We start from the raw sequence: 26,483 nt of genomic DNA on the forward strand, positions 1-26,483 counted from the left end.
TATTCCATCCGTTTTGTATACGTGTGGATTATCACAAGAAAACAAATTTATAAAAATACAAATGATAATAAATATCAGTTTCATTTAAATATAAGTGATAACAGTCACAGTAATATGAAACTGTGTGAAATGTAATGGCGAACGTAGGAAGCGAAAATGGGTAAGAGCTAAATCTTGTCGCCTTTAACAATGGTTTGGAGTCGTTGGATGAGAGCCAAAGTTTAAAAGTAGTCGTCGAAGAAAGGCATGCAGATCGTCTGAATATACATAAGACTTTCTACGACGATTTTAATCTATTCTTTTGAATCCGCCTGCTTTAAGTAGTGGTGCCAGTTCTGGCTGATGGTTTGATATTGATAGGTGCAGAAGTCTTTTCGCTCCTCGAGGTAGTCGTTTTCGACTTCGTCGAGTAAACCTTTGTGTTTGTCCGGATCACTGCCATACACGAGACATAGGGTAGAGAAGTATCGCTGTAGATCAAAACTGTGCTCATCAATATACTCGCCAAAGTCGTAGTAATCGGGTCTATCCTCAGACTCAAATGCAAACATGTCAGCGGCACTGATCGCAGCGTCATCGCCATTCTCTACATACTCAATCATCAGCACTGCGGCTAAGTTGTCGACCGCATCTTCCTCTTTGCCCAAAATAGGTATGTTTTGATCGGCAATATAAGCGTGTCCAACCTCATGGATAAGAGTGTGTAATACCGTGTCTATTGCACCTAATTGAGCCGATTTCCCAAATTTTTCGTCATATTTGTTTTTCTTAAAGTGCGTCCAAGCTTCTTGATAAAAAGAGTAAGGCATCTGTACTACATGTTTTTGCGGATCATAAAGTGGGCCATCTTCGCTGCCATACTCAATAACCAAAGATCGGCTAAAAGGCATCAGACTATTAGAAAGTTCGATGAGTGTTTCGTTGACACCACTTTGTTTTATGTCATTGAGTGACTGCTTTTCATTCCCATCGATAGGCTCTAGGTAACGAATAGAGATGTTGTTAGTCGCAGAGGCAGGATTTGCGATAAGTAAAGCTCCTATCAGGAGCGTTGAGCGTGGAAACATAGCTTTCCCTTCTTATTCTAATCAATAAATAGCTTCACTTTATACTGACATAAAATTCGGCTTTTCGCTTACCCCGCCTTCCGTAAGGAGATCTGGGATGTGAAGTGATTTACTCATCAACAGCCCAAGTTCAGAGGCGCTAGGCGATTGCTGGTTGGAATCCAGAAAAATTGACAAAACATCGCTTCGACCGCACTCAGATTGAAAGTTTACTAGCGATGAAAATATATGGTTGGCCTGAAGTACAGTTTGATGCGCTGAGAGAATGTCTGGCACGAGATGATTGCGACAAACTGGAAAGTCTGTCAAGGCATAAGAGTTACGGCTGTAAATCGTGAATAGCCGTGATTGAGTTTAGCTTGATCACGGCTCTATCGATGCTTCTACGAGTAGGTTTAGACGACGACAACATTGACGCCAGACGCTTTCAGCGCCTCAAGCACCTCAGGATCGGCTTCTGCGTCGGTAATTAAGGTATCTAGCTGTGTTGCTGTCGCCAATAATTTACCGCCATGCTTACCTATCTTGCTGCTATCAACTAACGCAATGAGCTTTGCGCCATATTCGAGTAGCTTTTTCTCTGCCATGTAAACCAGTAGATCAGAGGTATGGATACCAGCTGGCGTTACGCCTGTACCAGTAAAGAACACAAAGCGGCTTTTATGATCGTCGGCTGCTTCTTCATCAGGAGAGATGGTGATCTGACGTTCAGGTAGGTACTGGCCACCTAATATGATGATGCTTTGATGATCTTGAGTGATCAAGCTGTGCGTGAGCGGCATAAAGTTAGTCACGACCTGAACATCACGTCCTGCCAAGTATTGTCCCATCAAGAAAGTGGTGTTGCTGCCACTGACGATCACGCTGTCATGCTCATCGCACAGGTCAACCGCCGCTTTGGCAATACGCTTCTTGGCATCAAGGTTCTCAATATCATATTCACTTGGAATAAAGCTTGATGGCGTATGGTGCTGCTGATTACTTTCACTACTTAATGCTTCAGCGCCATTTCTAATCTTCTTCAACTTACCATCTTCAGCAAGCTTAGTGATGTCTCGACGAGCAGTAGATAAAGAGATATCTAACATCGACACATAGTCGTTAGTGGTAATAAAAGTATGACTATCTAAATAGTCGAGTAAGCGTCGGTGGCGTTGAGCTTCATTCATCTTGTACTGCATCCTGAATTTATTTTTGGTTCATTTTGACCGAATTTGACGTTTTGAGCAATTTAAATTTACAAATGACGTTTTATGAACTTGGTTTGACGTTATTTTGTGATCTTTACCAATAAAAACGCCATAAAAAGTCAAGTTTGACTTTACGTGACCGAATTTGACGGTTTATAGTCATTTTGCGTCACAAAGAGTCAAAGGAGGCCAAGGTGAAGTATCAAGCAATCATTATCGATTTAGATGGAACCTTACTAAACGATCACAACCAGATTAGCGTGAACAATGTTGAAGCTATTCAACAAGCGCTAAATGAAGGTTATCAAGTGACGTTGGCAAGTGGGCGACCTCATCAATTGATGCTGCCTTTTGCCAAGCAACTCGGTATTACTGCTCCATTGATTTGCTGCAATGGCGCTTACCAATACGATGCAGCGAGTAACGATTACCGCAATGCTCAAGCGTTTAATGCTCACCAACTGAAACAGTTATTAGACACGCTCAGCTTAGGTCAGTTTGATTTTACTCTTTATGCTCAAAACGGCATTTACGCGCCACAGACTTCAAGCCATTTTCAAGGACTTGAGCGTCAGATGAGTCAATTAGGTATTGATGGCCACATGGAAATCATGCCATCGCTGGCTGAGCTGCAACAAGTATGCGGAGACGTATATAAGGTGTTGGTATCGAGCAGTGACAAACAGGCGCTATGCCAGCTTCGTGACTCATTAACTAATATTTTGCAAGCGGATCTCTCTACGCCAAATAAGCTCGATATTACTTGTCTTGGTGTGAATAAAGGTCAATCCGCTACCACTTGGTTAGCTCAGCATAACCTCAATCCAAATCTCACCATCGCGTTTGGTGACGGCGACAACGACATCTCATTGTTTAAAGCCGTTGGTGAACCCGTCGCGATGGCAAACGCTAGCCCAGCACTTCGCGGACTAGCCAATCTCATTATCACAGATAACAACGGTTGCGGCATTGGCCAATATTTACGACTCATCGTTCGTGAAGGTCAGCACACATGCCAACACTCATTTAGCTACTAAGGAAATCTCATGAAAAAAGTAAAAATTGCTGCAGGTTTAGCGCACGTTGATTACGGTCACATGGCTGACATCGTAAAAGAAGTTTCAGATGCTGGCGCAGACTACATTCACTGTGATGCAGCAGATATGCATGACCTAAAAAACATGCAGCTAATGGGCGGCCACCAAATCGTTGAAGGTATTCGTCAATACACAGATAAGCCAATTGAAGTGCACGCTTACTTCAAAGATTGTGACCGCTTGTTTGTGGAAAAAATCGCAGCGGCAGGCGCAGATATGCTGATTCTTCCTGCTGAAAACTTCTTAGGCGCACCACTGGCGTACATGATGAAGTACTGCCGCGACTACAACATGAAGTTTGGTCTAACGGTTGGCTGTTTCACACCAGTTTCATTCGTTAAAGAAGCGATTTACTACCTTGACCGTCTACACATTGTTATCCACGGCGTAAACAACGATGAGTGGCTATGGCGTGAGTCAGCAATCGAAATGATTCGCGAAGCTCGTCAGCTTATCAATGAGCGTAACCCTAACTGTGAGTTATGTGTTGATGGCGGTATCCGCAACCACAACCTAGAAGCACTGCTGAAAGAAGATATCGATGTGATGGTTGCGTCTACTAACATCTTCGGTCACGAAAAAGGCATCACAGCGGGTGTACACGACTTCCGCGCTGCGCTAGACCAAGCTGAGAAAAATGTTGCTGCTGAAGCAGAAGTAGAGCCGGCTTAATTAAGCGTTAAATGAATTTGGTGCTGGGCTGACAACCCCCTATGTGCTCCGGTCTGGCACCATAACCAAGGATTTTATCATGACACAATTTCAACATTATCAACCGACTAAGCTGACATTCGGCCCGGGTGAAATTCAAAAAATTGGTCAATTGGTCGCGCAATATGGCAAGCGTTGCTTGGTGGTTTCAGAACCGATTTTTGACGCAGTGAAACCTGCCTATGACCGCATTTTTGCTTTGCTGGCAAACGAAGGTATTACGGTTACTCACTTCGATGGCGTTGTACCTAACCCGCCGACAACAGTGGTTGAACTCGGTCGCCAAGTCGCGCAAGCGGCAGAGTGTGATGTGGTGTTAGCAGTCGGAGGTGGTTCATCCATTGATACCGCTAAGATTATTGCCGCAACGATTAATGCAGAAGAGCTTAACTGGTCGCACTGGTTTGCAACTTACGACTCACCATTTGGTGATATTGCCAACCTACCAGCACCTGTTGTGCCTTTGATTGCGGTACCGACGACCTCTGGTACGGGTTCTCAAGTCACGCAAGCTGCGGTTATTACTCATGTTGAACAGCACGCCAAGCTGACGTTATTCCATCCAGAGTTTTTTCCAGTAGAAGCGGTCATTGACCCCGAGTTGATGCTGACACTGCCACCAAGAATGACAGCAATGACAGGTTTTGACGCTTTTTCACATGCGTTTGAATCATTTACTGGTACTCGTCCATCACCATTTGTTGACCAACTTGCGCTGCAAGCGATGAAGCTGGTGGTGGATAACCTGCCAAAAGTCGTTGCAGATGGTTCGGATATCCAAGGTCGCTGTGAGCTTGCTACTGCAGACACATTAGGCGGTATTTCACTGGCGAACGGTGGTGCAGGCGCGCCTCATCCACTGGGTGAAATACTGGGTAGTCAGAAAACCAATTTGCCACACGGCTTAACACTTGCGGTGGTTTACCCTGCGTATGTTCAGCTTCAGTGGCGCAAACAGCCGCAGCGTTATGCTCAAGTTGCCGAACTGTTTGGTGCCGTGGGAAGCACCGAAGAGAAAGCGCAATCTTTAGCAGGGCACTTAGTCACTTTCCTAAAAGAGATTGGCTTGGAGTCAAACCTTACTCAGGTTGGCGTCAGTAAACAAGATGTTGAAGCGTTAGAGCCCGCATTTTGCTTCGACCTACCACTGACCTCGGGCGAAGAGATGAAGTCAATTCTTCATGCAAGTTTAGTGTAAAGAAAACAGGAGTTTAGAACATGGAAGGCAAGATCAACGTAACAAAGCCAAACCTAACCAATGTGGAAAGAGAGGACATTGATTGTGGTCGCTTTAAAGCGCTGATATTTGACTTCGATGGTCTTTTAGTCGATACGGAAAGCTGTATGTTCAGAGCCTGGGAAGCTTTGATGAAGCCATACGGTGTAGACGTTTCGCCTCTCCAGGTTGCTGGACTAGTTGGGAGCTCAGCGCCAGCAACCGCCCTTTACCACCTCTATCGCCACCATTCCGGCCTAAATCATAGCGACACTCAAATCCGTGACCGAGTGTTGGAGCTCGCCTATCAAATGATCGAAACCTTATCTGAGCGAGAAGGTGTTCGAGACTATCTCAATTTTGCCAAACAAAAGCGGCTTAATCTTACGTTGGCAACAAGTTCGGAGCGTGAGCATTACTTACCAATATTACAACGTTTGAATCTAGACCATTACTTTGACTGTTTTACCGGGGCGGAAGAGATCGAAGAAATACGCCGTAAACCTTGCCCTGATGTCTACCTAACCAGCCTCGAAAAACTGGGAGTTTCTGCCCATCAAGCCATTGCCTTTGAAGATTCCCCACCCGGAGTCACAGCGGCTCGATCGGCAGATATTTCTACGGTTGCGGTAACCAACCTATTAACCCGGCATCTGGATGTGTCTCACGCCAATGTGGTGTTGTCGTCTATGAGCCAGTTATCGCTAGCAAATTTAATTGAACGTTTATCGAGATGAAACCATGAACAAATTAGAACAACTGAAAAAGTACACCACAGTTGTCGCCGATACCGGTGACATTGATGCTATTGCTGCTTTCCAACCTCAAGATGCAACCACCAATCCTTCTTTGGTTCTTAAAGCGGCAGAAATGCCACAGTATGACCACCTCATTGTCGATGCGATCGCATGGGCAAAAGAGCAAAGTAATGACAAGTCGCAGCAGTTAGTTGATGCCAGCGACAAGCTTGCTGTCAACATTGGCGTAGAGATTTTAAAAACCGTTCCGGGCCGTATTTCAACAGAGGTAGACGCGCGTTTATCTTTCGACAAAGAATCAAGTTTAGTGAAAGCGCGCAAGCTGATTGCTATGTACCAAGAGGCAGGGATTGAGAAAGAGCGTATCTTGATCAAACTGGCGTCGACATGGGAAGGTATCCGTGCGGCGGAAGTGTTAGAGCAAGAGGGTATCAACTGTAACCTGACACTACTGTTTAACTTTGCGCAGGCAAAAGCGTGTGCAGAGGCGGGCGCTTACCTTATTTCACCTTTCGTCGGTCGTATCCTTGATTGGTACAAAACTAATACCTATAAGAAAGAGTACTTACCGTTCGAAGACCCAGGTGTGGTCTCGGTTTCAAACATCTACAACTACTACAAAGATCATAGCTACAACACCGTGGTTATGGGCGCGAGTTTCCGTAACGCAGATGAAGTGCTTGCACTGGCGGGCTGTGACCGTTTAACCATTGGTCCTGCAATTCTTGATGAGCTTGCAGCGCAGCAAGGCGAGGTAGAGCCAACACTGTTTGCAGCGCGTGATGAAGTGAAAGCTGCTCCTCAAGCGATGACAGAAGCAGAGTTCCGCTGGGAAATGAACCAAGACCCAATGGCGACTGAAAAGCTGTCTGAAGGTATCCGTAATTTTGCAGTCGATCAGGGCAAACTTGAAGCCATGATTGAAGCGCGTCTGTAAGGAGCTTGGCTATGATTACTCGTTCTAAACTCGCAGATACAATTCGCGTTCTTAGTATGGACGCCGTACAAAAAGCCGGTTCTGGTCACCCGGGTGCCCCGATGGGCATGGCAGACATTGCAGAAGTGTTGTGGCGTGACTTCCTAAAACACAACCCAACCGACCCAACTTGGTCTGATCGCGACCGTTTCATTTTGTCTAATGGTCACGGCTCAATGCTGATCTACAGCTTGCTGCACCTTACGGGTTATGACTTAACGATGGAAGACATCAAATCATTCCGTCAGCTTCACGCTAAAACAGCAGGTCACCCAGAGTACGGCTATGCGCCGGGTATCGAAACCACGACAGGGCCACTAGGTCAGGGCATTACCAATGGTGTTGGTATGGCGTTGGCGGAAAAAGTGTTGGGTGAACAATTTAACCGTCCGGGACATGACATTGTTGACCACTTTACCTATGTGTTTATGGGTGATGGCTGCATGATGGAAGGTATTTCTCATGAGGCGTGTTCGCTCGCTGGCACACTCGGCTTGGGCAAGCTGGTTGCGTTTTGGGATGACAACGGCATTTCAATTGACGGTGAAGTGGAAGGTTGGTTCTCTGACGATACGCCAAAACGATTTGAAGCCTACGGCTGGCATGTTATCGCCGATGTCGATGGCCATAATGCTGAAGCAATCCGCAAGGCGATTCTAGAAGCGCAAGCAGAGACAGATAAGCCGACATTGATCTGTTGTAAAACCATTATCGGCTTTGGTTCGCCAAATAAATCAGCAAGCCATGACTGCCATGGTGCACCATTGGGTGAAGATGAAGTGGCATTAGTGCGCGAAAACCTAGGCTGGGATTACGCGCCGTTTGAGATTCCTGCGGATATCTACGCTGAGTGGGGTGGCAAAGATGCGGGCAAAGACGCTCAAGCGCAATGGCAAAATCGCTTTGATGCCTATCAGCAAGCGTTCCCGGAACTCGCAACAGAATATAAACGCCGCGTAGAAGGAGAGCTTCCAGAAAACTGGCAGCAAATCAGCCAAGATGTGATTGCTACGCTGCAAGCCAACCCTGCAACAATCGCAACGCGCAAAGCATCACAAAATGCGATTGAAGCGTTCGGTGCTCACTTACCGGAATTCTTAGGTGGTTCGGCAGATTTAACACCTTCAAACCTGACTAACTGGTCTGGTTCTAAAGCTATCTCTGCGCAAGATGCGTCGGGTAACTACCTAAGCTATGGCGTACGTGAGTTTGCCATGTCAGCAATGATGAATGGCATTGCCCTGCACGGTGGTTTTATCCCTTACGGCGGCACCTTCTTGATGTTTATGGAATACGCACGTAATGCACTGCGCATGGCAGCATTGATGAAGCAACGCAGCATCTTCGTTTATACCCATGACTCCATCGGGTTAGGTGAAGATGGTCCAACGCACCAACCTGTAGAGCAAATTGCGTCACTGCGTTTAACACCGAACATGAGCACATGGCGTCCATGTGACCAAGTGGAAACCGCAGTGGCTTGGAAGTCGGCGGTTGAGCGCAAAGATGGCCCAACATCACTGATTTTCTCTCGTCAAAACCTTGTTCAATTTGAACGCGACAGTGCGACATTAAATAACATCGAAAAAGGCGGCTATATCTTGTCGGATTGCGACGGTCAGCCAGAGCTAATTTTGATTGCTACAGGCTCTGAAGTGGCACTGGCAATGCAGGCGAAAGAACAGCTTGCTAACGTTCGCTGCCGTGTCGTCTCTATGCCATCGACAGACCTGTTTGAAGCGCAAACGGCGGAATATCGCGAGCAAGTTCTACCAGCTTCGGTTAGTAAACGTATCGCGATTGAAGCGGGTATTGCTGACTACTGGTTTAAATACACCGGCCTTAACGGTGAGATCATCGGTATGACGACATTTGGTGAGTCTGCACCAGCAGATCAGCTATTTGAAATGTACGGCTTTACGGTAGAGAACGTCGTCGCGAAAGCACGCGCGTTACTGGAGAAGTGATCATGAGCATGGCAAAGCGATTTATCGAAATGGATAGCTTAGATTGCCTGCGTACTAAGGCTGCGAAAGCGGCTTTAGACCAAGTGCTGAGTGTGTTAACGCCTTCGTCTGTAATTGGTATTGGTACTGGCGCGACGGTAGAGATATTTATTCAATTGCTTAAACAGAGTGGCGCAGAGTTTTCTCACTGCGTGTCGAGTTCAAAGCGTTCTAGCCAAGCACTTCAACAAGCCGGTTTAACTGAGCTACCTATCTCTTCTTGCGAGCGTGTTGATGTCTATGTTGATGGTATCGATGAAGGGTTGAGCAACGGCATTACAGTAAAAGGCGGAGGTGCAGCGTTAGCGCGCGAAAAGGTCCTCGCTACCATGGCTATGAGCTTTATTACAATCGCAGACAGTGGCCGTTTGAAGCTGGCTTTAGGGGCTTTTCCACTGCCAATCGAAGTGCTTCCAGCGGCGGAAAGAGCGGTTACTTATGCCTTGCAAAGCCTTGGTGGTAAACCTATCAAGCGTGAACACTGCGTGACAGATAATGGCAATATCATCCTCGACTGTGCGGGGCTTGACTTGAGTGACCCACTTGCGGCTGAAAGCCTGCTTAATAGCATTCCTGGTGTGGTAGAGAACGGCGTTTTTGCCCGCCGCAAAGCAGACTATATGGCCTTCTCTGACAATAGGGGAATTCACTGGCTAGAGCGAATTTGAGACTTAGCTAACAACTCTAATTATATCTTTATCAGCAATAACTAAATTAGGTTTAAAAGATGACTAAACGCAATTTTTCCACTCAAATCTTAGAGTATTTTCAGCACTGTACTGATGAATTACTCAACGACTTATCTGGATTAATTGCCATTCCGTCAGTGCGTGATTTAGACACTAAATCTGACAATGCGCCGTTTGGTCAAAGTATTAGGGATGCCTTTGATTATTTGATTGACTGGGCAGAGCGTGAAGGGTTTGAAGTTCGTGACCATCAAGGCTTTGCTCTTGATATCAGTTTTGGTGAAGGACAAGAAGAGATCGGCGTTCTTCACCATGTTGATGTTGTGCCAGCAGGGGATGAAGCGGATTGGATAACCCATCCATTTGAGCTTCATCAGCAAGGAGACCTAGTATTTGGTCGCGGCGTAACGGATAACAAAGGGCCACTTATGGCTTCGCTGTACATCCTCAAGATGTTTAAGCAGCTCAATATACCAATGACACGCAAAATTCGCGTGATTATTGGTGGCGCTGAAGAGACAACTTGGGAATGTGTAGAGCATTATTTTCGCCATCAGCCTCAACCGGCTTTTGGCTTTTCTCCCGATGGCGACTTCCCAATCGTCAATGGAGAAAAAGGTATCTTGTATGCCGAGTTACAAAAAGATTCCCAACCTTTAAGTGACTTAGGGTTGTGCCAGATTCATCGAATTGAAAGTGAGCGAGACCGAACTTCAACGTGTCACCACCTTTCAGTTTGGTTTTCAGGCCAACAGGCAGCAAGTGTGGCGCAGCGCTTTGTTGGCGTTGCCGATGTAACTCAGCAGAAGGAGTTGTACCGCGTTGTATTGACAACGCAGTGGGAGAAATCTCGCAACCCGCATCGCGTCCAAAATTGTATGGACAAGTTTATGGCTGTGATGCGCCATGTTGAAGGGTTAGATGCGAACTCAAAAAGCTTAATCGAGTTGTTAGAGTCATGCTTTGCAGATTCAATCGATGGAGCAAAATTAGGGCTAGCACATATGGATGATGAGATGGGAGGCACCAGTTGCTGCGTCTCTTCAATCAACCTTGATGAACATGGATATAACTTGGATTTTGATTTTCGGTTTCCTAAAGGACTGACCATCGAAGAGACTCGTACCCGACTCCAACACTTATCCCAAAAGTATGGAGTGAGTTTCACCGAGCAGCAGTACTTACCTCTATCTTACCTCTCACCCGAAAGTGACCTTATCCAAGCGATGGGAAAAGCGTATTCCGAAGTTACGGGAATGGAAGCTCAATGTTTTAGCAAAGGTGCAGCATCGTATGCACGGGCGCTAAACAACGGTGTGGCATTCGGACCTACTTTTCCAGGTGATGTGACGAAAGTGCATGAGCCCAACGAACAGCTCAGCCTCGAGTCATTGAGAAAAGCAATAACAATATACGTGAAAGTTCTCATATCACTTCAGGAGTAAATTATGAGAGATAAGGTTCAAGCACTTGCTGGCGGCATGATGGTATCTATCATCGTGTTAGTAATTGCAGGTATTTACATTGGTATTGGTGCAGGCGTTGTAAACCAAATGTCTGCTCAAGACTCTGTTATCTATGCATTCTTCAAACTGATGTTGGATCTCGGTTTGATGGTAATGCGCAATCTACCACCATTCTTTGCCATTGGTTTGGCGTTCGCACTTTCTAAATCTGAGAAAGGGTGGGCGGCGTTCACGGGCTTCACTATGTTTATGTGTTTCAACGTTGCGATTGGCTCTATTGCCTCATTTAACGGCTGGACACCAGAAACAACCAGCGTGGACTACCTCGTAAACACATTAGGTTACGACAAAGTTGACGCACAAAACTTCAATTCACTATGGGGTGAAAACCTAGGCGTATTCTCATACAACATGGGTATTTTCAGCGGTATCATCGTGGGTTGTTTGACGGCATGGCTACATAACCGTTTCTACAAATTTGAAATGCCATCAATGTTGAGTTTCTTCTCTGGCCCTCGCGCTGTTGTGATCTTCTCTTACATGGCGATCATGCCTGTAGGTTTAGTTGCTTACCATGCATGGCCTCCAATCGCAGGTGGTCTACAGTCCATTACGACTTTGATCACTAGCTCGGGCATCTTTGGTTCATTCCTATTCGGTGTGTTTGATAAAGGTCTACTACCATTTGGTCTTCATCACCTGATTGCTTTCCCTATCGAGTACACTCGTGTTGGTGGCGTAATGGAAATTGATGGCGTGATTTACGAAGGTGTTCGTAACATCATGAATGGTCAAATGAGTTCACCTGATGCAACGGGCTACATCACCCATAACTTCACTAGTGGTCGTATTCCAATTCAGATCGGTGGTCTAACAGGTGCTGCGTATGCAATGTACGTAACAGCGAAAACTGAAAACCGTAAGAAAGTGGCAGCGCTAATGGTTCCTGCGGTGTTTACTGCAGCGGTTATTGGTATTACAGAGCCTCTAGAGTACACCTTCTTATTTGTTCAGCCATTCCTGTTCTTTGCTGTGCACGTACCGCTAAACGGTCTTGCGTATGTGATTACTGAAATGATGGGCGTGTCTATCCACGGTAACCAGTTACTGTTCATGGTGCCAAACCTGCTACAACCAGAGAAGGTACACGCATGGGCACTGCTATGGATCATTCCACTTTACTTCGTAATTTACTTCTACACCTTTAAGTTCTTCATCTTGAAGTTCGACTCGAAAACTCCGGGTCGTGAGGATGCTGAAGAGGGTGACATTGCGCTGTACAGCAAAGACGATTTCAAGAAGAAGCAGAAACAAAACACAGCAGGTCTACCTGTGGAGATCATCAAAGCGCTAGGCGGAGCAGAGAATATCGAGAACGTCTCTAACTGTGCGACTCGTCTACGTGTCTCGCTATATGATGAAACGTTAACTGCTGATGATAATTTCTGGAAGAAAGAGCTAAATGCGATTGGTGTAGTGCGTATGCCAAAAGGGATCCAGGTCATCTATGGTGCAAACGTGATCACTATTGCTTCGGGTATCAAAGAAGCTCTAGGCGTGGACTCGTAACACCTCCCCACAAATAAAGAATTACCAATAACAACAAACTCCTCCTGTGGCCCCAAGGTCACAGGCAGGATTCCTTGTGCCCAAAATATGGAAATACAATAATGAACACCATAACTAAATGTACGTTAAGCTTGCTGGCGTTATCGATTTCTGGCGTGTTGCACGCGAGTGATACAGCGACTTCAACTTGGTCTGAGCGCAACCCAATCGTGTTCTGGGGTGACCGTGCTAACGAAGATTGGAGCTATGTCGATAACCTTGATGAGAGCCAAAAGAGCTTCTCTGAAAAGCTAAAACGCCTTGATATTACCGATGATGGCGACTGGAAAGTCTCTTTTGCTGGTAACGTTAAAGTATCACTGGATAATCGTTGGAATCATATGTATGACCCTGATATCCGTAAAGATAATGAGCTTCGCTCAAGGCTCCAGTTATCTGCCGATGTGAGTTACCAAGATTGGATGCGTATCTTCGGTGAAATTCGCACCAACTACACCAACCTAGACGCACCAGGCCCGGTTGATGATGCAGGTACGGACTTCCACCAATTTTTTGCTGAGTTCCAGTTACTGAACGATGGTGAGCAATTCTTAACTACTCGTCTTGGCCGCCAAGAGATCTATCTCAATGAGTGGCAAATGATGAACCGAGAACCAACCCCAGTGCAATCGAGCTGGAACGCAGTCAGCGCCAAATATCGAGTCAATGGCATCAACTTTGACGCCTATTACGGTGAAGAAGTTTTTCCCGAATTTAAAGACGGTGGTTTTGGTGGAAACTGGGATGACAAGCCAAATGGCAAAAAGTCGACGGGGTTATTTGCCAATTGGAAAATGGACTTTGGCGCGATGCAAGCTTACGTAATGAGTAATCAGCTGACCAACTCTAGCTTTGTAAACGCACCCGACGGTGATGTTGATATCTACGTACTTGGTCTTCACGCTCACGACTTTGTCAGTCAAGGCTTTGGTTACATGGTCGACGGTGTTTACCAATTTGGCGATCATGCGGGCGAAGATATCTCAGCCCACATGGCTTATGCCGACTTTAACTATAACTGGAAAGCGGATTGGAACTACCGTGTGGGTATGAACCTTCACTACGCCTCTGGTTCTGATGCTGATAGTGACAAGGTCAATACCTTCAACCCATTGTGGACAGGGGATCCACTCGGCTTTGCCCATGATGGCGCTTACGGTAACGCCATGCAAGTGGGTGGTTACTCTGTGATTGAGTACGCGCCTAAGCAGACCATCATTACTGGCTTCATGTCTACCTGGCGTGCCAATACCGATGATGCGATCTACACCCTTAACCAAGATGTGTTGTTTGGTGAAGATTCCGATGAAAAATACGCTTACACCCAGTTCTATCTGCAGTTCCATAACTACATTACTGGCAACCTAAAAACAGAAGTAAACACTTATTATGCTCTATCGAGTGATTACACTGATGATGTTGTCGGCCCTGATAGCAAAGATATTGCGCGTGTAGAGTTGGCGCTGATTTACAACTTCTAATCTGTCATTGTCCTATTTGGTTATTGAGAGCCTAAGGCTTAAAAATAATCCTCTGTCTTTTTTCGCCCAGTCAGTTCGACTGGGCTTTTTTATGGTTCAGATTAGGGTAGGGTTGGTAGATATATCATTAGTTGAAACTTGAGCAGTGTGCTACACTCGCCGCCCTTTTCTGTTTCTGCGAGATAAATACCATGAGCCTAAAGAAAGAACTGCAAAACCTTCATAACCGTCTAGATGCTTGTCAGCGTAAACTGGATGCAGCAAAAGGCCGTGGTGATCAGGAAATGATTACTAAATTTACTGATGAAATCGAAAAGCTGAACAAGAAAGCGAGCTCGATGAAGCACAAGCAGCAATACGACATGAACAAAGAGCGTAAGAACTTGCTTGATATGCCGTTTTCTCGTGAAATCACCAAAGCAGAACAAGCGGACATGGGTAAGCTGAAAAAGTCGGTGAAAGGTTTGGTTGTCGTTCACCCAATGACTAAGCTAGGCAAGGAACTGCGTCTTGAGGTCATGACAGGTTACGCACCGAAAAAATTCTAATTGATTGCCGAATAAAAAAGCGCCTTAATGGGCGCTTTTTTGTTATCGGTGCTTTGTTAGCGGCGAATATCTAGCTTATCTAGCAGGGAAGGATAACCCCAGCCATTCTCATCAACCTGAACTTTATCACCTGTCAGGTACTCATAAAGCGTTGGAGCAAGAGAACCATTAGCTTCACTGGTCAAAGGCGTAACGTTCTCACCGATAGGTACTCCCCAGAAACCGATGAACGCATCTTTTTCTAAATAACTCTCTCCAGCATGTCTTCCTGGAACCTTGGTGTTGTAGCCAATGCCTTCGGCAGGGAAGAGGTTAATGGTGCCAGCTCGATCCTCAGCATAAAGTTGAGCGAGTTCCACGACAGAATCTGGCCGAGGTGTGAAGCGTGTGAGTGACTTCCATTCTTGTGCATTACACCAACTCTGAGGCAGATCGCGCTGCGCTTTATACAGACATTTATCAACTAGTTGTCCGTATTGGGACAATGCTGCGCTCGATGGTTGAGGTAAATAAGGGTTAAGGACCTGCACTTGGAGTAGCTGAGGCTTGCCTTGCAACGCTTTATAGAAGTAGTGCTCACCACGGCGTAAGATTTCTTCATCTACTCGCTTTCCATCACGAGTAGAAACGACTCTTACATGACATGATTCTTCACTGCACTTTGCTTCTCTGACGACTAGGTAATCGAGGCTAGCTCCCAAATAATCAAGTGATTGCTGGATAATATCGACGGTTTCCCCATTGGGTGCATTGACTGGAGTCCACTGTGTCAACTCACTATAAACGGGTTGAACACTCCAGCCTTGCTTTGAGTTGAACATGTCCATCATAAAATTACCGCCTGCTGTTGAAGCAACGACAACATCGATATTTTTGTTACTCGGATAGTTTAACGCGTTAGTTATTTTTGGCCCTTCACCCTCATCGGAGGAAATCTTTTTAATGATGAGTGGGTAGCCAAGCTTTTCTTGTAATGGAGGGAAAATCGCCTTCTCAGGATTGAGCGAATGATAGACCGGAGCAAGTCCATGATCTCCCGCCATGCCAAACAAAGTATTTTGGTAAACCCCAGCTCGCTTATATGCTTGCTCAACTTGAGTTATCCAGTAATCGAGTCGATTCAACTCTCCACTTGGCATTATGATCTCATCGCTAAACGGGCCAACAAAATGGGCGAAGTGATCCGGCCAAGGGTTGTAGATAAGGGTAAAATCAGGCATCCCTTTCGCATCGAGCTTGGTATAGCTTTCTAGATCTTGTTCTATCTTCCACTTGCGCGTTAACCGAGTATAGAAGTCCCACACCGGGATGTTTTGATAGCCTTCGATGTTATTGATTAATGATTGGCGTTTTTGGGTTAGCTCTACTTCTACATCGGCCCTTTCATTGAGCTCTCTCAGGCAGCGTTTCTCACCAAAGTCGCGCAATGCTTCTCCTGCCCCCAAATTGACCAGTCCATCATAACTGGTGTGGGCGTTCCAATCGTACTGAGCATTACAGTTGAGTGTTTTTAAATGGACCAAGCGATCAAACATGGTTTGAACATTGTTCACTTGCATCAACTTATCAAGCTGCAAAGCGTCATTACCAAAGAAGTAGTAAGCGCGATCTTGCTGTCGGTCGACAAAATGAAAGTTTGGAATACCGGTGCCGTCTTTGCCTGATACTTTAGCCCCTGTTTTTATAATTGGGAGATTTCGCACACTGATAGTGGGTGTTGACGAAATACCTACCCGTGCAATGGATTCAGAGTAATCTTGATAGAGGCGCTTAAAAAAGGGCAAATAATAGGGATCTTTGTATACCTGCTCAGCAAGTATTTCAATAAAACGCATATCCTGAATATGATCCGGCGAGGATTGAGCGAATTCAGGGTTCTGAGCTGAAAGTGTTAGATGCTGTTGGTAGGCATGCGGAATAAAAGGTTTACTTGGGTCAACTAAGCCTTCCATTAAACCTTGCTGAAGTCCATCGACAGTCACTTGCACTGCGAAGCGACGGTTTTGTTGTGACGATAGAAATGCGACGACTTCTTCAGGCGTATCGTCAAACGTGGTTTGAAGCCAGTGATTGAGTTTTTGTTGCCGCTCATCGCTGTAAACAAATTGTCGGTACGCCTTTAGAACATTTAGGCGGACGAAGTCGATTAAGCTGATGGTAATCGCTTGAGCTTTATTGTTTGGTTTAGCAACATTTTGTGGCAGCCCATCTTGCGCGATCGCCAAGACGGCATTTCTCATGTCACCTTCATCCATTCCTTGGCCTACTTGGCTGAGGATATTGACTACTATAGGTTGGATCTTAGCGACTAAGGCTAAGTCTTCTGGGCTATTACTTAAGTAAGTGTATGTTTGTGGTAACTCGTCTAGGTCTTGCCACTCACCCACATCCACTAGTGCGTCGTATACAGTCACCATCGAAGCCATAAAATGCCGATCGATTTTTAATCCTTCACGATGAGCTTGATCCTTATGGTGTGTTTTTTCCTTTGGCTCAGGTTTGCTTTGTAGCGTAAACAAAGTGTGTTCAAAGCCACGTAGTGCTTGCTCGTCGTAGACAGTGGTTAGGTACTGTTTAAACACGTCCTCATCACCGAGGCCAGTATAACGATCATAAAACTGATAAAGGAAATAGCCTAAGGGAATGGAGTAGCTGGGATCGGCTAGCTGAGCCATCACTTTCGCTTTGGTTTTTGCATCCAATGGTAAAGTGAGTAGGTAGGCTTCAAGCGTCATGCCTCCCACGGTAAACAGCGTCATGTCACGCGCAAATCGTGTCGAGTAAGAAAGTGAGCCAACGACCTGGTTCTTGAGAATTTCAGATGAATTGAACAAACCTCCTACAAGTGGTGTGTTACCCACTTCTGCGTTGCTCGCAGCTGGTAGTGCCAATGCTGAGATAATGGCGATATTTATCCGATTAGATTTGAACCAACTCATTGAATTTATTCCTATTACACCTTTACGAATCTTCATTTTGGCATCTTTGGGTGAGAAGGCAATAGACACTGTTCGTGAGTCGAGACTCTTATCGAATAAACAGAAAGTTGATAAATGATTAAGTTTGTCGCTATGTTCGGCGAACGTAATAGCCTGTGTTTATAAATTGCAGTCAAATTTAGAAGTACGCCGCAAAACATTTTTAATCTTTATTTGTATCGCCAATTATCATCATGAAATTTGATGGTTGTAATACTTCCTTGTCTTTTGAGTTGCTATGTTTGCGACATATTCATCATTGAAATGTAACCAGTGTGCATATCGTCCACTGGTTATATGTATTTACGTTATAAAAATTAGTTCACTCAATGGAGAAATGATATGAACACACAACGTTCGCTGTTGGCTATGGCAGTAGCTCTAGGCTTAACAGCTTGTGGAGGTGGCGGAGGTAGCTCGGACTCTACTGATAACTCGAGTTCGACCTCTTCTTATACTGCTCGCGCTGCTGATGGCTATTTGGAAGGTGCAGTTGCTTGTTTGGATCTTAACAGTAATAAAGCATGTGATGATGACGAACCGTCAGCGGTGACGGACGAAAATGGTGAATTTACACTAACGGGTTTAACTGCCGCTCAGCGTCAAAATGGCGTGGTAGTCATTGAAGTTGTCCCTGGACAAACAATTGATCAGGATAACCCAGGTGTACCGCTGACTAAGGCTTACACACTAACAGCACCTCCAGGTTCTGAGTTTATTAGCCCGTTGACTACGTTAGTACAAAACGAAGTTGAAAAAGGCAAAAGTGTAGAAGATGCCAAAGCGGTAGTGATAGCCCAGCTAGGAGACTTAGGCTCGAAAGTTGATTTGGAAGAAGATTATGTTCAAGCCAAAGCAACAAGTACAGACTACGAAACCTTGCATAAAGTCGCTCAGGTTGCAGCTTCTGTTATGGCTAACGCGACTGACTCGCTCGATGCTGCTCAAGGTGGTATCGAGGAGGATGAGCTAAAAGAGTTGATCATTGAGCAAGTAGGTCAAGTCATTGAGCAAGTACTAACGCAAATTGGTCACGCTGGTGAAGAGTTTGATGCGGAAGATATTGCTGAACTTATTGGCACGGAGCTGACTCAAGAGAACCTTCAGGATAAGCTTGATGAGCTCGAAGCAGTCAAAGAATCTGAGGATGTCGATTTACTCAAAGTACTCCAATCAGATGGGCTTGCTTGGTTCGATAGTTATCAAGAGGATTTATTGCCGTCCGAGCTAGAGTATGGCCTCGTTCAGGTGAGTGACCAACATGATGTCACTGAGGAGCAGTACACCTACAACCATGAGACAGAAGCGTTTGAGCGTTATGTCGATGAAGATGATGGGCAAATGCTACTGAGTACGAGCGGTTGGGTACCAGCCAACGACACAGTGACCGCGATTGTCGGTAATGACGATGGCAGCATTACCATTGAAAAAGTGGTCCCAGAGCTCAATGAACACATATCGGCAGATCGAATCAACATCAGCAACCTGAACGTACACGAAATTCTGGAAGATGGAGATGAAGATGGCGCTTGGCTTGATGGCATTGCGGCTGATCTTGCATTCCCAATTAACAGTGTTGCTTACCAAATTGAAGCTGAGATGGTGGCAGAGGGCTACTATAGCTTTAATAAAGGCGACTGGTGTGAAAAAGACTACCCAGACCGATTTGCTACATTAGGCGACATGTGTAATGGCATCAGTGCTAACAAAAATGGCACCGATACGTGGTTAACCACGCTCGCTTCTACAGTGGCGTCGGACGCCTCTGATCGTAGTGGTACGCGCGACACCACGGATCTCATCCCTATGGCGGGTTTACCTGGAGGTGATGTTTTCGCTCAATTGCTAGAGAATGGCCAGGTTGTTTACTATTCAGTGCCTTGGAATGGAGACAGTATTACTAAGTTCGCGGCAGTAGGCTCTTGGCAAGATGTTGAGGCAAATGGTCAAACGCTTCGAGAGCTCACATTACCAAGCGATATTGAAGATGAGATCACTTGGAGCAACTTTAATCGTGATGATAGCAAGTTGTACTTGGCAAAATATCAAGATTACATCCGTGTGACTTGGTATGTCGATGCAGATGAAGCTGAAGGGGAAGAGCTACTATTTGGACTCACCGCAGCAGAGTTTATTGTTGATAGTTATCAGCCTCTAAACTTACAAACGTGTTTGGACTCACTGCCTGACTCGGGCTACGAAAAGCAGGTGGGTGACACTTGGGTGCAAAATGTTACGCGTGACATGGAATGGACAGCGCAACCTCAGCACTGGCAGTACACGCTAGAGCATATGGGCAACAACTTTTCGTGGTTATCCGACTCGAATGTTGAAGACTTACCTGCTCAGTTATCATCGGATAGTTTGACTCAAACTCAAGTGAAAGGATATGACGAACAAGGTTCTCTAGTGTTTGTTGAGGCGCAGTATGAAGACCAAGATCATTACTATGGTCAAATTGGTCGAGACGAATCGAACAATAGCTGGGGCAATGTAAAAGTCGTACTTCCAACACCTGTTGCCAAGTCTGCGCTTGCACTGGGTAAAACTGTTGTCCATGAAGATGCTGCAATAGCGAGCCTGACGCAAGTGGTTGATGCGGCTGAAGGAACCTTGGTCGAGCAGCTTCAATCAGAGTACTTCACTTACAGCCAACAATTCTTAGGCAAGCGTTCGGTAGAAGTGGCAGCTGGTGAATTTGATACGTGCCACGTTGTAAGTTACACACATTGGGGAGCAGGTGCTGGTCAGCAAGTGACTGATACCAATGTAGTATGGCTTAACAACCGTGGTGTGGTTAAGCAAGAGCGTGACGATCCTTCATGGGGAGCGAAGTTGAGCATTGAGGTAGAAAGCCTGCCAGATGTCGATTAACTTTTGTTAATTCGATAAGTAAAGCGCAGCCGAAGGGCTGCGCTTTTTCTTTATCTGAACGTACTTAATAACCCATTAACTGGAGCAGATTTTCTGCGGTTTTAATGGCTTCTTTTCGGTTCGCGATATTGAGCTTTTGATACAGGTTTCGGATGTGAGTTTTAATTGTCGTCCCCGCAACATCCAGCTCTTGAGCTATCTGCTCGTTGCTAAATCCAGAATAGATCAAACCTAGAACCTGCCACTCACGTTGTGTTAGTGGGCTAGTACGGACAAGCTCTGGGATGTTCGGGTGGTTAACCAACTTCTCGACAAACTCTTCATCAAAGTGAACTGAACGGCTGCGTTGGGTGGTTGAAATATCTTTAAGCAGTTGCTGTGCTCGGTGGCGCTCTAAATCACCCAGCTCAGTTTTATGGTTTAGTTTCTCAAGGATATGGCCGATCTTAGCCCCATCGACGAGGAAGTTACCTAACATGCCCGTTTGGTTGGTTAAAGCCAGTGCTTGCTTGAGTAACTCGCGAGCTTTCTCTTCATCGTTTAGTGTGATGGCTAAGACGGCTTCGACAATCAGGTTGCGGTTTGTGTCGGTAAGCAGTTCGTTGGTTTGAGCTTGTTGCTGCAAAAACGCCAACGTTTGTTCCGCTTGTTCAAATTCTTCTAAGGCAATTTGTGCACGCGCAATGTTACGCCATTGAAGCTGGGTAAAGTGGTTACACGCTTGTTCAGGTCTGACCGTTGTTTCAAGCCATTGGCGAATCGCGTCTAAATCGCCGCGAGCTTGCCAAAAGAGAATCAAAGACAGCGATGCATTGGCGGTCCAATCGACGTGGTAAGTAGACTGCTTGAGCAAATGTACGATTTGCTCGATAAACTTGCCTGCTTTGTCCAACTCCCCACGGCCAATAGCAATACGGGCGAGCATGGAGTAACTGTGTAGGTGTTTACTCGGGCTGTGGTTGCCCAATATGTCTAAACCTTTATAAGCACACTCTTCCGCCTCATCTAAACGATTCCAACACCAGAGAATTTGCGCTCTAACACGTAAGAGGAATTCATGTAGTGGTACTTGCTGCAGCTGTTGCTCTTCTATCAGCTTAAATGCATTGTCTTGTACTTCGTACGCCGCTTGGACATAACCTTGAGCGATTAAGATTTCGCTTTGTTGCAGCATTGCCCATAGCGCTTGATGGTACACCTGGTATTGACGAGCAAGCTTTTCCGTTTGTTGCATCATCGGCAGTGCGCGGCTTAAGTGCCCCAATACGTGGTTTACTTCACCCACAACTGACGTCGCAACGATTCGGCTACGATATACGGTGCTATCAAGTTGGCTTAGCGATAACTCTGCTAACTCGAGAGCCTTTTCTGGTTCATCTTGGTTAATCGCAACTTGAGCACGGAGCGCGTTAAACTCGCCTTGTTCTTTCGCGCTTAACACGACATTAAATGCTTTCATCTGCTGATCTGCCTTAGAAAGCAAATCACCAACATCGTTATAACGATGTTGACTCTGCGCTAACCAAGCTTGGAGCATACACAGTTTAGGTTCACTGTAGAGTTGTTCAGGCGTTAACGTTTCAATCGCTTTTTCAAGGCTTTGCAGCTCTCCCCCGTTAAACATTTTCCAGCCAAACTGAACTAAAATATCAGCAATGAGTTGGCTGTTTTTCGCTTTCTGAGCATGGTAAAGCGCTTGATGAGGAGAAGAGAGTTTTAACCATGCTTGGGCTGCTGTCTGGTGTAGCTGGGTTTCTTGTTGCGGAATTCGTGCAGAACGTTCATGTGTTAGGAATTCAGCAAATAGATTGTGGAAGCGGTACCAATTTTGTTCGCCTTCGAGAGGATGAATGAACAGTCCGAAACGGTTGAGTGATTCGATCATACTCAGTGCATCGTCACGTTCTGTAAGTGTAGCAACCAACTGATCATTGAAGTGATCCAATACTGAACATTGCAACAAGAACATACGCGTTTCTGCATCCAACAGATCGAACACTTCTTCGACTAAATAGTCCCACAAATGCGCGTGGTTAAACTCAGAAAACGATTCTGCCGATTGCGCTAACGTTTTGTGTTGATGCTGTGCTTGTAAAGCAATGAGTTGTAGCGCGGAAGGCCAACCTTCTACGTAAGTACGTAAATTGTTGGCGGTAATATCGTCGATGCCATCGGCAACGCGTTGATTGAAAAAACGAGTTGTCTCTTCAATATCGAATGCCAGCATTTCATTGCCGATTTCAATCATCAAGTCACGTACACGTAAGTTTGCTGTGCCCAATGGAGGCGCAGCACGACTTGTTACCACCAGGGTTAGGTTATCTGGCATGTGCTTTAGGAAGAAGCGCATGGCTTCGTGGATCTCTTCGTCATTGATCAGGTGGTAATCATCCAATACCAGATAGCACTCTTGATGGAAGACTGACATTTCTGAGAAAACTTCGCCGAAAAGGGAGTGAAGTGAAGAGAATTGACGCTTTTCTGCGAGCTTTTGCGCATTAGGGCAAGCGTTATTGGTTGCTTTATTTAACGCCTGCAATAAGTAATTCATAAAGCGGAAAGAGTCGTTATCACTTTCGTCTATGCTGTACCAACCGACATTTACTTTATCGGATAGCCACTGAGAAGCCATGGTTGTTTTACCATATCCAGCGGGTGAGCGAAAAAGGACGAGTTTGTAGCAGGGTGCTTGCTGCAACAAATCGAGAACTCGTGGGCGTACGATGGCGTTATGTAAACGACCTGGTCGGGTTAATTTAGAAGGAATCCACATCTTCTTTTCCCTGAACAATGCCCCTACTTATTGTTATTCATAATGCTAGGGGTGGTGAAAAAATAGCCACAAAAGACCTTGTTGACAGGGATGTTACTTGAGAACAATCACTACAGTTATTGATCAACCGCGAGATTTTTGGCTATTTCACATTTTGCTGCCGCCTACGCCCTTGTTTTGTGATTTTAATCACTATTTATGGGTGGTTTTAATGCGACTTATTACCCGACTTACACCAAAAACGATGAAAAATGAGTAACAGATGAAAACTTAATGTGATCGAGTATACATAAACATCAATTGGTGGTTTTTCTATGCAACTAAGTTTCATAAACAAGATGTAGGGTTATTTCGTTGATGGTGTGATCTCAATCACCTGTGCCTGCTCCACATAACAATGAAGTGAGAAGCAGATCACTCAGTGTTGTGTAGTCCGCCCTCTACGCCCTGAGTCCTCCTCCCAATACGCCGTTTAGGAGGAGGATGTTTTGCTAGCCGTGCCCATGCACGATATGTCTCAGATGGATTAGAACCAATAAGTGAGATTTCTCTAATGAAACCTACGCAACAGAAAAAATTTGATAAAGCTTGTTTCCAAGAAAGCGTAAAGCAACACCTTTCGACGACTTACGCAAAGACAGAAGCAACTGCGACTCCGCGTGACTGGTATTTAGCAATGGGCCGTGCGCTTGCTGAATTAACAACGCTGGATCTTTTAAAGACTGAACAAGATCCTAAAATCCAGAAAGCAAAAAGCGTTAACTACTTATCACTTGAATTCCTAATCGGTCGCCTTACAGGTAACAACTTAATCAGCATGGGTCTGTATGAACAGATCACTGAAGCGATGGAAGAGCTTGGCCACAACCTAACAGACCTGTTAGAAGAAGAGCGCGATCCATCACTTGGTAACGGTGGTTTGGGTCGTCTAGCTGCGTGTTTTATGGATTCATGTGCTGCCCAAGAATTCCCAACGGTGGGTTACGGTCTGCATTACGAATATGGTCTATTCAAGCAATCATTTGAACAAGGCCGCCAAAAAGAAGCGCCAGACGCGTGGCGTGGTGTTGAAGGCTACCCATGGGAAGTTGCTCGTCCAGAACTAGCACAAGAGATTGGCTTCTACGGTCACGTTGAAGTTGAACACGTTAATGGTAAAGAAGTCCGTAAATGGGTTCCTGGCATGTCAGTGAAAGCAATGCCTTGGGACTTGCCAATCGTGGGCTATGAATCAGACACGGTTTACCCGCTGCGCCTTTGGGAATGTCAGGCAATTGCGCCATTCTCACTAGCAAGCTTCAACAATGGTGATTACTTTGAAGCTCAGCACTCACTGATTGATGCGGGTAACATTACAAAAGTTCTTTACCCGAATGACAACCACGAGAAAGGCAAAACTCTTCGCCTAATGCAGCAGTACTTCCACTCTGCGGCATCGGTTCGTGATATTTTGCGTCGCCATGAAGCGGCTGGTTTCGCGCTGGCGGATCTGCCTAAGCAAGAAACGATTCAGCTTAACGATACCCACCCAACGATTGCGATTCCTGAATTGATGCGCATTCTGATCGACGAAAAAGGCCTATCTTGGGATAAAGCATGGGAAATCAGTGCAAATACCTTTGCTTACACGAACCACACGCTACTTCCAGAAGCACTAGAGACATGGCCTGAGTCGCTAATCCAGCGCCTACTACCGCGTCATATGGAAATCATTTTTGAAATCAACCACCGCTTCCTACAAGAAGTTCGTCAGATGTGGCCTGGTGACGGTGAGAAGCAAGCGAAGCTTTCTATCATCCAAGAAGGTTTCAACCGCATGGTACGCATGGCAAACCTATGTGTGATTGGCTCTTACAAAGTGAATGGTGTAGCGGCGCTTCACTCCGAGCTAGTTAAGAAAGATCTATTCCCTGAATTTAACGAGATCTTCCCAGGTAAACTGACCAACGTAACAAATGGTATTACGCCTCGCCGTTGGCTGAAGTTCTGTAACCCAGGCCTATCAAACCTTATTTCTGACAAGATTGGCACCGAGTGGCCTGCGAAACTAGAACAGCTAGAAGGTATTGCGCAATACGCAACAGACGCTAAGTTCCAGAAAGAATTCATGGCGGTTAAGAAGCAAAACAAACAACGTCTTGCTGATTGGGTTCAAGAGAACATGGGTATCGAGCTAGACACTAACGCTATCTTTGACGTACAAATCAAACGTCTACATGAGTACAAGCGTCAGCACCTAGATTTGCTACACATTCTGTCTCTATACCATCGCATCATTAATGAACCTGGTTTCGAGTGCACGCCGCGCGTTTGTTTCTTTGCAGCGAAAGCCGCACCAGGTTACCACCTAGCGAAAGAGATCATCTTTGCTGTGAACAAGGTTGCTGAGAAGATCAACAATGACCCACGTATCGGCAACAAGCTAAAAGTGGTATTCATCCCTGATTACCGTGTAAGCATGGCAGAAATCATCATTCCAGCGGCTGACGTTTCTCAACAAATCTCGCTAGCGGGTAAAGAAGCGTCAGGCACAGGTAACATGAAGATGGCGTTAAACGGTGCACTTACTATCGGTACGATGGATGGTGCGAACGTTGAGATTCGCGAAGAAGTGGGTGACGAAAACATCTACATCTTTGGCCTAGATGTTGACGGAGTACAAGCAGTTAAAGCACAAGGTTACAACCCTTACGACTACTACCACGCGGATCCTCTACTGAAAGCGTCACTGGATTTGCTGGTCGGTGAAGAGTTCACACCGGGTCAACCGGGTCTGCTTCGTGCAACATTCGACAGCCTACTTGATGGTGGTGACCCTTACCTATGTTTGGCTGATTTTGCATCGTATGTTCAAGCGCATGAAGATATGGGCAAACAGTACAAAGACCAAGCTGGATGGGCTAAGAAAGCCATTCTCAATACTGCTTTGGTTGGCAAGTTCACATCAGATCGCTCGATTCGAGATTATGTGAACAACATTTGGAAATTAGAGTCAGTAAAACGCTAATTTGATAATAAAGCCAAGACCTAAGGGTCTTGGCTCTA

At 45.7% G+C, this 26,483-nt stretch carries 17 protein-coding genes; 13 read left to right on the forward strand and 4 right to left on the reverse strand.

Going from position 1 to position 26,483, the window contains the following annotated elements; genetic code table 11:
- Positions 1–293: 293 nt before the first annotated feature.
- Both AC4MRV_RS01040 and ulaR read right to left on the reverse strand, forming a co-directional pair.
- A complete protein-coding gene (locus AC4MRV_RS01040; RefSeq protein WP_491185558.1) occupies positions 294–1,067 on the reverse strand; it encodes a DUF4344 domain-containing metallopeptidase in 774 nt (257 codons plus the stop codon).
- Positions 1,068–1,462: 395 nt separating this feature from the next.
- Positions 1,463–2,236, reverse strand: a complete 774-nt coding sequence (gene ulaR / locus AC4MRV_RS01045) for an HTH-type transcriptional regulator UlaR (RefSeq protein WP_491185559.1) — start codon at positions 2,234–2,236, stop codon at positions 1,463–1,465.
- Positions 2,237–2,451: 215 nt separating this feature from the next.
- On the opposite strand from ulaR, the gene AC4MRV_RS01050 reads away from it, so the two are divergent.
- The 11 genes from AC4MRV_RS01050 to AC4MRV_RS01100 all read left to right on the forward strand — a co-directional run bounded on the left by AC4MRV_RS01050 (position 2,452) and on the right by AC4MRV_RS01100 (position 14,813).
- Complete coding sequence (locus AC4MRV_RS01050; RefSeq protein WP_491185560.1) at positions 2,452–3,294, forward strand: HAD family hydrolase; 843 nt, start codon at positions 2,452–2,454, stop codon at positions 3,292–3,294.
- Between the two features lie 9 nt (positions 3,295–3,303).
- Entirely contained in the window at positions 3,304–4,026 is a 723-nt protein-coding gene (locus AC4MRV_RS01055; protein WP_053439523.1) for a ribulose-phosphate 3-epimerase, read from the forward strand.
- Between the two features lie 79 nt (positions 4,027–4,105).
- Positions 4,106–5,263, forward strand: coding sequence for an iron-containing alcohol dehydrogenase (locus AC4MRV_RS01060; protein ID WP_491185561.1), 1,158 nt, complete (start codon positions 4,106–4,108; stop codon positions 5,261–5,263).
- A gap of 20 nt (positions 5,264–5,283) precedes the next feature.
- Positions 5,284–6,018, forward strand: coding sequence for an HAD family hydrolase (locus AC4MRV_RS01065; RefSeq protein ID WP_491185562.1), 735 nt, complete (start codon positions 5,284–5,286; stop codon positions 6,016–6,018).
- A gap of 4 nt (positions 6,019–6,022) precedes the next feature.
- The gene (tal, locus tag AC4MRV_RS01070; RefSeq protein ID WP_491185563.1) at positions 6,023–6,976 is read left to right on the forward strand and encodes a transaldolase; all 954 of its coding nucleotides are present in this window, start codon (positions 6,023–6,025) and stop codon (positions 6,974–6,976) included.
- Positions 6,977–6,987: 11 nt separating this feature from the next.
- Positions 6,988–8,982 (forward strand): transketolase, encoded by a 1,995-nt coding sequence (gene tkt / locus AC4MRV_RS01075; RefSeq protein ID WP_491185564.1) that lies wholly within the window; start codon positions 6,988–6,990, stop codon positions 8,980–8,982.
- Between the two features lie 2 nt (positions 8,983–8,984).
- A complete protein-coding gene (gene rpiA / locus AC4MRV_RS01080) occupies positions 8,985–9,689 on the forward strand; it encodes a ribose-5-phosphate isomerase RpiA (RefSeq protein WP_491185565.1) in 705 nt (234 codons plus the stop codon).
- Positions 9,690–9,748: 59 nt separating this feature from the next.
- Positions 9,749–11,155, forward strand: a complete 1,407-nt coding sequence (locus tag AC4MRV_RS01085) for a Sapep family Mn(2+)-dependent dipeptidase (protein ID WP_491185566.1) — start codon at positions 9,749–9,751, stop codon at positions 11,153–11,155.
- A gap of 3 nt (positions 11,156–11,158) precedes the next feature.
- Complete coding sequence (locus tag AC4MRV_RS01090) at positions 11,159–12,745, forward strand: PTS transporter subunit EIIC (protein WP_491185567.1); 1,587 nt, start codon at positions 11,159–11,161, stop codon at positions 12,743–12,745.
- A 101-nt stretch (positions 12,746–12,846) separates the two neighbouring features.
- Positions 12,847–14,265 carry an alginate export family protein gene (locus AC4MRV_RS01095; RefSeq protein ID WP_491185568.1) on the forward strand — a complete coding sequence of 473 codons (1,419 nt, stop codon included), beginning with the start codon at positions 12,847–12,849 and terminating at the stop codon, positions 14,263–14,265.
- A 191-nt stretch (positions 14,266–14,456) separates the two neighbouring features.
- On the forward strand, positions 14,457–14,813 hold the full coding sequence (locus tag AC4MRV_RS01100) for a YibL family ribosome-associated protein (RefSeq protein WP_491185569.1): 357 nt from the start codon (positions 14,457–14,459) through the stop codon (positions 14,811–14,813).
- Positions 14,814–14,869: 56 nt separating this feature from the next.
- Here the strand turns inward: AC4MRV_RS01100 and AC4MRV_RS01105 are convergent, their stop codons facing one another.
- Positions 14,870–17,752, reverse strand: a complete 2,883-nt coding sequence (locus AC4MRV_RS01105; protein WP_491185570.1) for an alkaline phosphatase family protein — start codon at positions 17,750–17,752, stop codon at positions 14,870–14,872.
- A 381-nt stretch (positions 17,753–18,133) separates the two neighbouring features.
- Between AC4MRV_RS01105 and AC4MRV_RS01110 the strand changes: the two genes are divergently transcribed.
- Positions 18,134–20,665, forward strand: a complete 2,532-nt coding sequence (locus tag AC4MRV_RS01110; protein ID WP_491185571.1) for a hypothetical protein — start codon at positions 18,134–18,136, stop codon at positions 20,663–20,665.
- Between the two features lie 64 nt (positions 20,666–20,729).
- Here AC4MRV_RS01110 and malT read toward each other — a convergent pair whose 3' ends face one another.
- On the reverse strand, positions 20,730–23,438 hold the full coding sequence (gene malT, locus AC4MRV_RS01115) for an HTH-type transcriptional regulator MalT (protein ID WP_491185572.1): 2,709 nt from the start codon (positions 23,436–23,438) through the stop codon (positions 20,730–20,732).
- A 553-nt stretch (positions 23,439–23,991) separates the two neighbouring features.
- Here malT and AC4MRV_RS01120 point away from each other — a divergent pair.
- Positions 23,992–26,445, forward strand: coding sequence for a glycogen/starch/alpha-glucan phosphorylase (locus AC4MRV_RS01120; RefSeq protein WP_491185573.1), 2,454 nt, complete (start codon positions 23,992–23,994; stop codon positions 26,443–26,445).
- Positions 26,446–26,483 lie beyond the last annotated feature (38 nt).

Source organism: Vibrio sp. (assembly GCF_984391705.1).

What these genes read in the sequence shown, in the direction of transcription:
- AC4MRV_RS01065 (WP_491185562.1), top strand. Translation starts at nt 5,284, where the DNA reads ATGGAAGGCAAGATCAACGTAACAAAGCCAAACCTAACCAATGTGGAA.
- AC4MRV_RS01105 (WP_491185570.1), bottom strand. Translation starts at nt 17,752, where the DNA reads ATGAGTTGGTTCAAATCTAATCGGATAAATATCGCCATTATCTCAGCA.
- tkt (WP_491185564.1), top strand. Translation starts at nt 6,988, where the DNA reads ATGATTACTCGTTCTAAACTCGCAGATACAATTCGCGTTCTTAGTATG.
- AC4MRV_RS01110 (WP_491185571.1), top strand. Translation starts at nt 18,134, where the DNA reads ATGAACACACAACGTTCGCTGTTGGCTATGGCAGTAGCTCTAGGCTTA.
- AC4MRV_RS01100 (WP_491185569.1), top strand. Translation starts at nt 14,457, where the DNA reads ATGAGCCTAAAGAAAGAACTGCAAAACCTTCATAACCGTCTAGATGCT.
- AC4MRV_RS01120 (WP_491185573.1), top strand. Translation starts at nt 23,992, where the DNA reads ATGAAACCTACGCAACAGAAAAAATTTGATAAAGCTTGTTTCCAAGAA.
- rpiA (WP_491185565.1), top strand. Translation starts at nt 8,985, where the DNA reads ATGAGCATGGCAAAGCGATTTATCGAAATGGATAGCTTAGATTGCCTG.
- AC4MRV_RS01095 (WP_491185568.1), top strand. Translation starts at nt 12,847, where the DNA reads ATGAACACCATAACTAAATGTACGTTAAGCTTGCTGGCGTTATCGATT.
- ulaR (WP_491185559.1), bottom strand. Translation starts at nt 2,236, where the DNA reads ATGAATGAAGCTCAACGCCACCGACGCTTACTCGACTATTTAGATAGT.
- AC4MRV_RS01060 (WP_491185561.1), top strand. Translation starts at nt 4,106, where the DNA reads ATGACACAATTTCAACATTATCAACCGACTAAGCTGACATTCGGCCCG.
- AC4MRV_RS01090 (WP_491185567.1), top strand. Translation starts at nt 11,159, where the DNA reads ATGAGAGATAAGGTTCAAGCACTTGCTGGCGGCATGATGGTATCTATC.
- AC4MRV_RS01055 (WP_053439523.1), top strand. Translation starts at nt 3,304, where the DNA reads ATGAAAAAAGTAAAAATTGCTGCAGGTTTAGCGCACGTTGATTACGGT.
- tal (WP_491185563.1), top strand. Translation starts at nt 6,023, where the DNA reads ATGAACAAATTAGAACAACTGAAAAAGTACACCACAGTTGTCGCCGAT.
- malT (WP_491185572.1), bottom strand. Translation starts at nt 23,438, where the DNA reads ATGTGGATTCCTTCTAAATTAACCCGACCAGGTCGTTTACATAACGCC.
- AC4MRV_RS01085 (WP_491185566.1), top strand. Translation starts at nt 9,749, where the DNA reads ATGACTAAACGCAATTTTTCCACTCAAATCTTAGAGTATTTTCAGCAC.
- AC4MRV_RS01040 (WP_491185558.1), bottom strand. Translation starts at nt 1,067, where the DNA reads ATGTTTCCACGCTCAACGCTCCTGATAGGAGCTTTACTTATCGCAAAT.